The 12,246-nt window shown below is 54.0% G+C and carries 9 protein-coding genes and 1 riboswitch; all 9 genes read right to left on the bottom strand.

Translation table 11 applies throughout. The features are described from left to right. Window positions 1–48: 48 nt before the first annotated feature. On the bottom strand, window positions 49–1,917 hold the full coding sequence (locus P156_RS0109355; RefSeq protein WP_027869880.1) for an ABC transporter ATP-binding protein: 1,869 nt from the start codon (window positions 1,915–1,917) through the stop codon (window positions 49–51). After that, entirely contained in the window at window positions 1,918–4,071 is a 2,154-nt protein-coding gene (locus P156_RS0109350; protein ID WP_027869879.1) for an ABC transporter ATP-binding protein, read from the bottom strand. It abuts the gene before it with no gap. Window positions 4,072–4,537: 466 nt separating this feature from the next. Continuing rightward, window positions 4,538–5,659: a ribose-phosphate pyrophosphokinase gene (locus P156_RS0109340; protein ID WP_027869877.1), complete on the bottom strand. Its 1,122-nt coding sequence runs from the start codon at window positions 5,657–5,659 to the stop codon at window positions 4,538–4,540. 3 nt (window positions 5,660–5,662) lie between these two features. Beyond that, entirely contained in the window at window positions 5,663–6,841 is a 1,179-nt protein-coding gene (gene metK / locus P156_RS0109335) for a methionine adenosyltransferase (RefSeq protein WP_027869876.1), read from the bottom strand. A gap of 67 nt (window positions 6,842–6,908) precedes the next feature. Beyond that, a riboswitch (SAM riboswitch) is annotated at window positions 6,909–7,050 on the bottom strand. Window positions 7,051–7,085: 35 nt separating this feature from the next. After that, window positions 7,086–8,303 carry an alanyl-tRNA editing protein gene (locus P156_RS0109330; RefSeq protein ID WP_027869875.1) on the bottom strand — a complete coding sequence of 406 codons (1,218 nt, stop codon included), beginning with the start codon at window positions 8,301–8,303 and terminating at the stop codon, window positions 7,086–7,088. A 274-nt stretch (window positions 8,304–8,577) separates the two neighbouring features. Further along, window positions 8,578–9,750, bottom strand: coding sequence for a hypothetical protein (locus tag P156_RS0109325; RefSeq protein WP_027869874.1), 1,173 nt, complete (start codon window positions 9,748–9,750; stop codon window positions 8,578–8,580). Window positions 9,751–9,754: 4 nt separating this feature from the next. Continuing rightward, window positions 9,755–10,630 carry a GGDEF domain-containing protein gene (locus tag P156_RS0109320; protein ID WP_185752198.1) on the bottom strand — a complete coding sequence of 292 codons (876 nt, stop codon included), beginning with the start codon at window positions 10,628–10,630 and terminating at the stop codon, window positions 9,755–9,757. Between the two features lie 213 nt (window positions 10,631–10,843). Further along, the gene (locus tag P156_RS0109315) at window positions 10,844–11,500 is read right to left on the bottom strand and encodes a 3-oxoacid CoA-transferase subunit B (RefSeq protein WP_027869872.1); all 657 of its coding nucleotides are present in this window, start codon (window positions 11,498–11,500) and stop codon (window positions 10,844–10,846) included. Next, window positions 11,488–12,210 carry a CoA transferase subunit A gene (locus P156_RS0109310; protein WP_034802494.1) on the bottom strand — a complete coding sequence of 241 codons (723 nt, stop codon included), beginning with the start codon at window positions 12,208–12,210 and terminating at the stop codon, window positions 11,488–11,490. The genes P156_RS0109315 and P156_RS0109310 overlap by 13 nt, the downstream gene beginning before the upstream one ends. Between the last annotated feature and the right edge of the window lie 36 nt (window positions 12,211–12,246).

The raw sequence follows: 12,246 nt of genomic DNA, 5'->3' as shown, positions 1-12,246 counted from the left end.
TTCTGCTCTTCTATTTTCCATTATACTCTAATCCCCTGGTCTTGTGAACTATTTTTTCACAGCGGCCGTGCTTTGCGTATCATCAAACTGGGCGTTATACATATCCGCGTAGAAGCCCTTCGCCTCTAGCAGTTCCTGGTGTGTGCCCTGTTCAATGATGTCGCCCTGGTTCATCACGAGGATCCTGTCCGCATTGCGGATAGTAGAGAGCCGGTGTGCGATGACAAAACTGGTCCGCCCCTCCATCAATGTGTCCATGGCCTGTTGGATCTGTTCCTCCGTGCGAGTATCCACGGAGGAAGTCGCTTCGTCCAGGATCATCACCCGGTTGTCCGCCAGGATAGCTCGCGCAATGGTCAGGAGCTGCTTCTGCCCCTGGGAAACGTTATCTGCATTCTCGTTCAGGATCATATCATATCCGCCGGGCAGTGTCCGGATGAAATGATCCACCCTGGCGGCCTTTGCGGCCCGAATCACCTCTTCATCCGAGGCTTCCGGATTTCCATAACGAATGTTCTCCATGATGCTCCCAGAGAAAAGCCAGGTCTCCTGGAGCACCATCCCAAAACTCTCCCGAAGTTCGTGCCGGTCAAACCGACGGATATCCACTCCGTCCAGCGTGATGCTCCCTGCATCCACGTCGTAGAAACGCATCAGCAGCTTCACGATGGTGGTCTTGCCGGCCCCGGTAGGCCCCACGATGGCGATCTTCTGCCCAGGTGCCACGTCCACGCTGAAGTCCCGAATCACGGGATGCTCCGGGTCATATCCAAAGCGCACATGATCGAACCCAATGGCGCCCCTGACATCAGTCAGGCTTGCTTTGTGCTCCGGCTCGATCTCCTCCTCCGCTTCTCCAAGGAAGGCGAAGACCCTCTCCGACGCGGCCGCCATGGACTGCACCTGGTTCATCACCTGTGCCACCTGAGAGATCGGCTGGGACAGGTTCTTTACGTACTGAATGAATGCCTGGATATCGCCAATTCCGATGACACGCCGGATCGCCAGCATTCCCCCGGAGATGGCCACCCCTGCATAAGCCAGGTTGCCCACAAACATCATCAGCGGCATCATGATACCGGAAAAGGCCTGGGATTTCCAGGCGGACCTGTACAGGACGTCGTTGACCTCCTCAAAACTGTCGATCATATCCTGTTCCTTGCTGAAGGCCTTGATGACCTGCTGCCCGGCAAAATTCTCCTCTACCTGCCCGTTGATCTTCCCCAGGTACTTTTGCTGCGCCTGAAAGTGGGGCTGTGAGAACCGCACCAGCAGCGCCATGAGCCCGGCCGACACCGGTACCAGCAGCACGGCGATTCCCGTCATAAGTGGAGAGATGGACAGCATCATAAGAATGACGCCTGCCACCGTACATACCGCCGTGATGATCTGGGTGATGCTCTGATTCAGGCCTGTCCCCAACGTATCCACATCGTTGGTGATGCGGGAAAGTACATCTCCATATGGCCGGCTCTCAAAATACTCCATGGGCAGTCGATCGATCTTGTCCGCGATATCTCGCCGCAGGTTGTAGCTGATCCTCTGCGTCACAGTACTCATGATGAAGTTCTGCAGAAACGAGAACACAGAGCTGGCCACATAGAGCGCCATGGTGATGAATAGGATCCTGGCGATCACATCAAAAGCGATCCCTCCGCTCCCAGTGATCTTCCGCATGAGACCCTCTGCGATCTCGGTGGTGGCCATCCCCATCACCTTCGGCCCGATGACCTGAAATACGGTAGATGCCGCCGCCAACAGCATGACAAGCACCACCACCAACCGGTATCCACCCATGTAGCGCACGATATCCGCGATCGCCTTTCGCAGGTTCTGCGGCTTCTCCCCTGGCGCCAGTCCTCGCCCGTGGCCGCCTCCTCTGGGACGCGATGTCCTTATCTGTCTATCCTCTTTCATTTACATCGCCTCCAGTTCCATACTCGACAGCTGCGAGTCCGCGATCTCACGGTACACCCTGCAGCTTCTCATCAATTCCTCATGGGTACCCTGCCCCACGATCCTTCCCTCGTCCATCACCAGGATCTGCTCCGCATGGAGGATCGTGCTGATCCTCTGGGCAACGATGATCCGGGTGGTCCCACTGAGTTCCTCCGCCAGCGCCCGTCTGAGCGCCGCGTCTGTCTTCATATCCAGCGCCGAGAAACTGTCATCGAAGATGAGGATCTCCGGTTTCCGTGCGATTGCCCGTGCGATGGCCAGCCGCTGCTTCTGTCCGCCGGACACGTTGCTGCCGCCCTGAGCGATGGCACTGTCGTATCCCTTCTCCTTCTCCTGCACAAAGCCGTCCGCCTGTGCGATCTCTGCCGCCCTCTTCAGTTCCTCCTCGCTGGCATCCGAATCCCCGAACCGGAGGTTACTGGCGATGGTCCCGGAGAACAACACGCCCTTCTGAGGCACAAAGCCCACGCACCTTCGCAGCTCCTCCAGTGGGAGCTCTCTCACATCCACTCCATCGATCAGGACGCGTCCTGCGGAAACGTCGTAGAACCTGGGGATCAGGTGCACTAGCGAACTCTTCCCGCATCCGGTGCTCCCGATAATGGCGGTGGTCTCTCCAGGTCTGGCCTCAAAATCGATATCCTTGATGATATCCATATCTGCGTCTGGATACCGGAAACTCACGTGTTCAAACCGCACTGTTCCTGTATGCTCCCGAATGTGTGTCACCTCCGTCGGTTCCTGGATGGCAGGCACTGTCTGAATCACCTCCTGGATACGGTCTGCCGCCACCCCGGCTCTAGGCAGGAGGATGGACATGACGGTGAGCATCAGGAAGGACATGACGATCATAATGGAATAGGTGATGAAGGCGGTCATCGCCCCCACCTGCAGAGTTCCGTCATCGATGCGACTGGCCGAGGCCCAGGTGATGACCACAGTCAGGCCGAACATGATCAGCTGCATGGAGGGCTGCATCAGCGCCATGACCCGAGAGGTGAACAGCTGTGTCTTCATTAGCTCTGTGTTGGCCTTGTCAAAACGCTCCTGCTCTTCCTTCTCTCTGGTAAAGGCGCGGATCACAGACAACCCCGTCAGGATCTCCCTTGCCACCAGGTTCACCCCATCGATCAAAGTCTGCATGATCCGGAATTTTGGCATTGTCACTGCCATCAGGAGCCCCACCAAAGCGATGATCATCAGCACTGCCAGTGCCACGATGTATCCCATGTCAGCACCGGTATGGGCCACCTTGATGATCCCCCACAGACCCATGATCGGTGAGAAGAGCACCATGCGGAGCATCATGGTGCTTACCATCTGCACCTGCTGTACGTCGTTGGTGGCACGGGTGATCAGCGAGGCTGTCTGGAACCGGCTCATCTCCCCGTCAGAAAAGGCCATCACGTTACGATAAAGCTTTCTCCTCAGATCCCGGCCGACACCGGCCCCTACCCGGGAGGCGATCAGCGCTGCCACCCCTGCGGACAGGAACATGAGCAGAGCCATTAGTCCCATCTTGGCTCCGGCAATCCACAGGTACCGGGTCTGGCGGGCATCCACGTCGACGCCCGCCCGTGCATCGCACTCGGCGGCGTAGGCAACGCCCATGGCCTTCAGGGTCTTGTCCCCCACCGTATCGATCACCTTCTGCATCTGAGTGCGGGCGGCGGCAGGGTCGGTGTCGCCGCCGCCAGGTGTCGCGGCCGCGCCGGAAGCATGGTCAGCCGCGGCCGCATCCTGCAGGTCCTCTGCGTGGGCTGCGCGGAAGGTCATCACCAGAGGCACCAGCAGGGCTTTGTCCGCGGCATCCAGCGCCTCCTCCGACATGCTCCGGCGGGCGTAGACCCCATGTGTCGCTTTGGCATCGAACGCTTTCTCCCAGGTGGTCTTCTCATCTTCTGTCATAAACACCGTTGCAGACTCATAGTCCTGCGCCTGGATTTTCTCTGGTATGATATGTTCGATCCCCTTGTTCTGGATCCCCACATCGATGATGTCCTGGGTGTACGCAGGCAGTGCCAGATCGCTATAAGCCTGGAGGCTGAGCACCAACACCAGCACAATGATCCAGTGCCAGTATGGTTTCAGGTTCTTCACAAGATTTTTCATACATCTATTCCTCTATCTTTTCTATCATCCACTTTTTGGATTGCTGTACACTTTAGTCGTCAATACCGTTATTATGAGGAGATCAAAAGGATTTGTCAAGTGGAGCAAAAAGCAGGTGGCGGCGCCAACTATAAATATTCATTGATTGCATACTGTGTTTTTTCAGCAAATTGTTCGCGTGGATATTCCCCCCATCCACGGCCAAATTATCCATAAGGCCAGGCTTTGGCTGGGCTTCATCCGGGCCTCGTCGGGCTTTGTCTGTGCAGAAGCCGCCTGCAATTCGCCTAGATATACAAAATATGCCAGAGATCCCTGAAAATCTCTGACATATGCAACCAAATCTATTATATTCTCGCAGATTCATGCCCTCCGGGGTTTCGGAAAAACATGCATTTCTGTGTATGGCCTGGAAAAGTGGATATTTCGGCATCAAACCCGGCAGAATATCCATAAACCATATGTTTTATTTCTCCAGCAGTGCCTCTACCTTGTCTTTCGGATCGATGATGTTGCTGACGGAAACGTCATGATTGACAGCCGCGATCAGGTAGGCGGTGTACTTGGAACAATCCACCTCATGGAACCACTCACGCTCCTGCAGGTCTCTGGTCCGGTACGTCAGATTGGAGGCCAGCACACCCTTGATCATGCCGTCTGCATAGGCTTTGTCGAAGTCCTTCAGCCCACCGGTGAAGAGTCCGTAAGTAGCGTAACAGTAGATGTCTGCGGCACCGCGGCGTTTCAGTTCTCTCCCCACTTCCAGCATGGACTCGCCGGAGGAGATGATGTCATCGGTGATGAACACAGACTTCCCTTCCACGGAAGCGCCCAGGTACTCGTGAGCCACGATGGGATTGTGGCCGTTGACGATGGTTGTGTAGTCACGACGCTTGTAAAACATTCCCAGATCCACTCCCAGTACGGAAGAGTAGTACATGTTCCGGTGCATGGCTCCCTCGTCCGGAGAGACCATCATGAAATGGTCCTTGTCACAGACTATATCCGGAAAGTCCTTCTTCAGGGTCTTCAGCACCTGGTAATACGGCATGATGTTATCAAACCCCATCAGCGGCACCGCGTTCTGCACCATAGACTGGTGCGCATCAAAGCAATACAGGTTGGCTACGCCCATTGCCTGCAGTTCCTGAAGCATGCAGGCGGCATCCAGGGACTCCCGGAAGCTACGCTTGTGCTGACGTCCACCGTAGAGGATCGGCATGATGACACTGATGCGGTGCGCCTTCCCCCCCACCGCCTGGATGATCCTCTTCAGATCCTGATAATGATCATCTGGTGACATATGGTTGCTGTATCCGAACAGATCGTAGGTGCATCCGTAGTTGCCCACGTCCACAAATACGTATAGATCCCGTCCTCTGACGGTCTCGTTCAGAATCCCCTTGGCATCGCCAGAGGAAAATCGAGGGCATCCGCTGTCAACAATGAACGACTCCTGTGTGCCGGCCCATCCGCGCAAGTACTCGTCTACACGATCCACCAGTTCCTTGGCGCCCTCCGTTGCGACCAGACCGATCTGGCCCAGATGGCTCTCCGTCTTCAGTATTTCTTCAGGTTTAAAATGCATGCTTTATAACTCCTTCTTCAGTTCCTCTACCTTGTCAAGATGTTCCCATGTGAAGTCTACGTCGGTTCTTCCGAAGTGGCCGTAAGCTGCCGTCTTTCTGTAGATCGGGCGACGCAGGTCCAGATCCCGGATGATAGCTGCCGGGCGCAGGTCGAAATGACGGTTCACGATCTCAGCGATTTTGTCGTCGTCCATGACGCCTGTACCGAAGGTATCTACCATAACAGAAACAGGTTTCGCCACACCGATGGCATAGGCCAGCTGGATCTCCAGTTTGGTAGCAAAGCCCGCAGCTACCAGATTCTTTGCAACGTATCTGGCAGCGTATGTCGCAGAACGGTCTACCTTGGTTGGATCCTTCCCGGAGAAAGCGCCGCCGCCGTGGTGCGCATATCCACCGTAGGTGTCCACGATGATCTTGCGGCCGGTGAGTCCAGAATCCCCGTGAGGACCACCGATGACGAACCTTCCGGTGGGGTTCACAAAGTATTTCGTGTTCTCATCCAGAAGCTCCTGAGGAACGATCGGCCGAATCACGTACTCGATCATGTCTCTGCGGATCTGCTCCTGTGTGACATCGGGATCATGCTGTGTGGAGATCAGCACGGTATCCACACGCTTGACCTTGTCACCATCGTATTCCACTGTCACCTGGCTCTTGCCGTCCGGGCGCAGATAGCGCAGAGTGCCATCCTTCCGTACCTTGGCCAACTGATAGGTCAGCTTGTGTGCCAGCGCGATCGGCATCGGCATGTACTCCGGCGTCTCAGTGCAGGCGTAGCCGAACATCATACCCTGGTCACCGGCACCGATGGCCTCGATAGCGTCGTTCATACTGCCTTCCTTATGTTCCAGCGCGTCGTTGACACCCATAGCGATGTCACCGGACTGCTCGTCGATGGCGCTGAGTACGGCGCAGGTCTTGGCATCGAACCCGTATTCCGCATTGTTATACCCGATGTCATCGATGACTCCTCTGACCACCTTTGGGATGTCCACATAACAATTGGTACTGATCTCACCCATGACCATGGCATATCCCGTGGTCGTGGTGGTCTCGCATGCTACGCGGCCATTGGGATCCTGTTCCAGAATAGCGTCCAGAATCGCATCTGAGATCTGGTCGCACACCTTATCCGGATGCCCCTCGGTCACAGACTCGGATGTAAAAAGTCTCTTCATTTATTACCTCCTACTTGTGTAAAAAAACCTTCCCAATGGGAAGGCCGTCTCGTACGATTTACGATCTTCCTCATCTTTCAGGGCGCTGCGCGTCCTGTAGGATGTAGCACCTTGGCTCGCTGCGCCGCCGGATCCGCAGATCGCGTCTACCACAAAGCCAGGTTGCCGGGCGTCATAGGGCCTATTCCCTCAACCACTCTTAATAAGGATTTCTTATTCAATTATACCGTCTATACGTTGCTTGTCAACCCTGCTTAAGGGTCTTTTCCAAAAAATCCTCCAGACTGTCTTTGTCCGGGAAGAATGCCCGGGCCGAGTCCGGCCGTCCGCCGCCCTTCCCTCCGAAGGCTGCCGCGTGCTCCTTCACAAGCGCCCCACAGGCCGGTGTACCACCAGAGAGCAGCACCACCGTATTGACCGGTTCGCAGACCAGGGCGATGACGCCCGTGATCCTTCCCGCAAGCTTCTTGCCCAGGTTGAACAGATCATCCACAGAGAACTCCTGGTAGTGGGCTACCAGACCTGGTTCCATATGCGACGCCAGTCGCTCCGCCTCTTCCTCCAGCAACCGACTGCGCAGCGCTGCCAGTTCCGCATGGGTCTTCTCCGCTTTCTGCTCGAAGACCTCGAACTTCTGAAGAACGTCCTCCGTTCCCGCCGACAGTCTGGTGGACAGCTCGTACAGAGTGTCGAACTGCTGACGGTAATGCGCCAGAGCCCTGCCGCCTGCCTCAAAATAGATGCGGGACATCCCCTTGTTGGGCTCGATCTTGTAGATTTTCAGAAGCCCAACCTCACCGGTACGGGCAGGGTGGGTGCCACAGCAAGCCACGCAGTCCTCCGGATCCGCAGGGTCCCCTACCGTCACGATAGAGATATCCTCATCGAAAGCAAGCGGTTTGCGAAGAGGGTACTTCTCCGCCTCTGCTCTGGAGGCGAAATAGTCCACATGCACCGGTACATTGTCTGTGATCACCCGATTGGCATCGGCTTCCGCCGCCATAGCCATCTCCCAGGTGACCTTGTGGCAGTCTGCCTCTTCGTCGAAGGCAATGTCGATGGTAATGTAATCCTCCCCCATGTGGAAACCCTTGTTATGTCCGCCGAAGAGGCGATAGAAGGCCCCGGACAGGATGTGCTCCCCCAGGTGGCGCTGCATGTTATCAAATCGGTGGGACCAAAGTATCTCCATAGAAACATGAGCCCCCTCTGCAAGACCATCCGCAGCGCCCTGAAGCACGTGGATGATCTCCTCCCCCTCTTCATAGACATCGATCACGTCCCAGGACTGCTCTCCAACTGTCAGTGTCCCCCGATCGCAGCTCTGCCCTCCCCCGGTAGGAAAGAAGATCGTCTGATCGAGAATGACCCTGATCCTGTCTTTATCCTCGTAAAGTGATAATACATTTCCTTCTGCATTTTTCAAGTAAAAATCGCTCTGAAAAAGTCTGTTCGCCGTCATGTTTTCTCCGTTCTCCAAAATAATGCTTTGTTCTTCACAAAAATTGTGGATAACTACCTCTTGACAAATCTGAAATGGCGCTGATAATATTGCAATTTCAACATCTACGACCTTCCAAGTTATCAACACCTCAGCATGAATAAAATTGTATACGATTCTGAAAACCCCTGTGGAAAAACCCCATAATTGGCGAAATAATGGGAAGCGGGCCATGTTGAAAATCGTTTGCAAATCTGCGAACACCAGTTGACATAAAACCGGGCCACGATCCTTTTTATTCGATTTTTATGGCCTCCAGAAATTCCATGAAATCCTCGAATCGGCTATCAAGAAAACGCATCAGCACCGGCTCCAGAAACTGGAACGATCCCACATGATGCATGCGCCAGAATATCTCCGATGTATGCAGCGCGATCTCCAGCTTATGGATATTCCGCAGCGTCTGAGCACTGGCCAGCAACTGTCCGTTCCCCACATGGATCACACCCAACAGATCATCCTGCAGTTGATAAGAGCTTTTCTCCACATGACTGTTATCCGGCTGGTAGAGCATAAACGTTCGACCACCGTGCTCCTCGCTGATGACCGCGTTCCTTGCCGGCGCGATGCTCTCACGCCCGAAATCCGCCGGACCGCCATCAAACTGATACACCGTTACGAACTCATCGTGAGACAGGTTCATGTACACCTCTTCCGGCGACAAAGCCATGAGCGATACTCTCCTGTACCCGCTGATCCGCAGATTCCGAAAGTCCAACTCTGTCACAACCAGAAAGTGAGTACCCCCTGCTTCCACGATGGACCTGCACTGACAACCATTTCGGGTCACCGACAGGATCACTCGATTGCGGTAGAATGTCCCTGCTGGAAATTCCGGAAAGAGATCTAACTCTACCCCTTCCTCCGCAAGCAGTGCCGCCCCGTCAAAATCACGTCCAAAACAACGCATGAGGAAGTAGTTGGCCAGTCCGTTCTCAGATTCCAGCTGCACACAGGTCTTCCGCCACAGGATCTCCTCCTCTTCTGCCGTCAGCGACCCCTCCATATACTGATAGAAGCGGTATTCCTCCGCTTCTCCTGGCAATGCGATATGTTTCTGGAGGTTGTGCCGCACAAAGCCCTGGATGAGGGACACGGCTTCTCGCATCCGCAGCGCTACCTTGCGTCCTCCAAGACCACCGATAAGATCGCTCTCAAGTTCCGCCAGTTCCGTTCGGTCTTCACCTGCGAATGATTCAAAACGATCAAGTCCGTATTCCTCGTAGTCGAAGTAAAAGAAATGGAACAGGTCGTTCTCCTCTACACTCACATTCTTCCACCGCACACAAACTACCAATACCCCCATGAGACGAGTATTGGTGACCCAACAGGAATGAATCTCTCTGTATTGTGCTGATGGACAACGGGCAAGACCGCCGTCCAGCACCTGGAAACGATTGTCCTCCATCGCGCTACCGTCTATACTCCTTTTCTTTATACATGATCTGATCCGCTAAGTTCGCCACCTCCTCGATGGTGGTCGGATGGGCAGAGTCATACTCCGCCATTCCGAGAGCTGCCGAAGTACGTTCCCACGGATCCAAACTTTCATCACCTGCGTTCTTTCTGTATTTCTGCCGGGCCTGCTCGATCAACGCGACCCTGTTCCGATAATCGAGACCCCGAAGCACCACTGCAAATTCATCGCCGCCGATACGGAAGACAGGCGAGTGGCGGAAAACTTCACAGATCAGGCTGCAGCACCGGATCAGGTAAATATCTCCTTTCTCGTGGCCGTAAGTGTCATTTACAAGCTTCAGGTTGTTCACATCCATGATGATTATGGCGAAGGGTTCTGGCTCTTTCTCCAGGTCTGTCTTCATGCCAGTGTAATCGTGCCCCCTTTCGGTGACATTCTCAAAGAAGGTGAGTTTGCCGCGGCGATAGGCATCCAGGTATTTCTTTGCCTCCTTCGGACTGTAGGAGTCCCCGGTGAGCATATTCAGATACACCGGTTGCTCCATCTTATCCTGATCCTCCTCCTTACTAACTCCGGCGATGACATTTCGGATATTATCGATCTTGTTAGTGTTCAGTGGTTCGATGACATAGATGTAATCAACTTCCATGTAATCCTTGATCCGGTCCAGATTCTTCTGTAGCAATTTAAAAATTGCAGATTCCCTGCCGGATTTTATACACTTCTCCATGTCATCTACATCAATGCAGGCTTCCGTGTAATTCAGGACGTTCTCGATATGGACCCGGTACTTCTCGTGTAGCATCTGATTGTATTGAAGATACTGGTAACAACCGATGGCTACACACAGCGCAACCACAAATACCACAATGCCGATCAGTATGCTTCTTTTAAGTGGCTTTCGATTCTTGGACACGACGTCCATCCCTTCTCATAACCTCAAAACATCTCGTTCTATTCTCCATATCGCAGTACTCGCAATTATACTTATCATTTAATTATAGCAGAAAATGGATATGCAGGCAACGTAAACAGCCCCTCGAAACGAGGGGCTGAATATTTTGTGCTTCGCAAATGGGGATTAATCCTCCATAACCTTCATGTCGTCGGCGAAGATCAGCTTGCAGCCAGTGGCTTCCTGCATCTCTTCCTTGGTGAAGTCAGGATGCATCTCGGTAACCAGGATGCCTTCCGGAGTGACCTCCATAACACCCATCTCAGTGATGATCATGTCGACACACTTCTCTGCAGTCAGAGGCAGTGTGCACTTCTCCAGGATCTTGTGGTTGCCCTTCTGGGTGTGAGTCATGGCGATGATCACCTTCTTGGCACCTACCACCAGATCCATAGCGCCGCCCATGCCGGCAACCTTCTTGCCCGGGATGATCCAGTTGGCCAGGTCACCGTTCTCGGCAACCTGCATGGCGCCCAGGACGGTAGCATCTACGTGGTGACCACGGATGATCCCAAAGCTGTCTGCTGTGTCAAAGTACTTGACTCTCGGCAGAGTCTTTACATACATTCCGCCGGAATCGATGATGTCTACATCGATCTCAGCCGGATCCTGTACGGTCTCGTCCAGTCCTGCGAATCCGTTCTCGGAGTGCAGGGTTACAACGATGTCCTCATCTATGAACTGCGGAACCATGGTCGGAAGACCAATTCCCAGGTTCACCACGTCTCCATCGTGCAGTTCTTTTGCTACTCTCTTAGCAATTCTTGCTTTTATATCTGCCATTTTGGTTCTCCTTCCACAACGTTATCTACAAGTACACCAGCTACTTCGAAGGTATCCGGATCGACTTCGCCGATCTCCACCAGTTTCTCAGTAGCAACCACTACGTGATCAGCTGCGCCAGCCATGACGTAGTTGAAGTTCTTGGTAGCCTTGGCACTCATGAAGTTACCAAATCTGTCGCAGATAGAAGCTCTGCAGAACGCATAGTCGGCGTGGAGAGGTCTCTCCAGCAGATACTTGACACCATCGATCTCGATCGTGATCTTCTCTCTGCCCAGCTCATCCAGCTCGGTCTCCATCGGAGTTCCTACACCAACCGGTGTCAGAACGCCGCCCAGACCATAGTTGGCTGCTCTGATCTTCTCTGCCAGTGTTCCCTGGGGAACCAGTGTGTACTTCAGGGAACCATCTGCGAACTGCTCGTTCAGTCTCGGGTTAACGCCCAGATGGGAAGCGATGATGTGGTCAACCATGTGGTTTTCCAGCAACTTGCCGATTCCTCTCGCAGTCTTTCCGGGGCCGTTAGCCGGCTGACCCTCAGCCAGTCCGCCGTCGTTTCCGATCACGGTCAGATGCTTGACGCCTTTTCTTACCAGTGCATCCATCAGGATCTCAGGTGAACCGGTCGCCAGGAAGCCGCCGACCATTATAGTCATACCGTCTTCAACGCCTGCAACTGCTTCATCGGCAGTTATTACTTTGTCAATCATATTAATCACCTTTCTTTTAATAAATTAACTTACATA

Source organism: Eubacterium sp. AB3007 (assembly GCF_000688015.1).
In the GTDB taxonomy this organism is placed as follows: domain Bacteria; phylum Bacillota; class Clostridia; order Peptostreptococcales; family Anaerovoracaceae; genus Aminicella.
The sequence above is the reverse complement of the archived record's forward strand: the minus strand, read 5'-3'. Positions and strand labels throughout refer to the sequence as shown.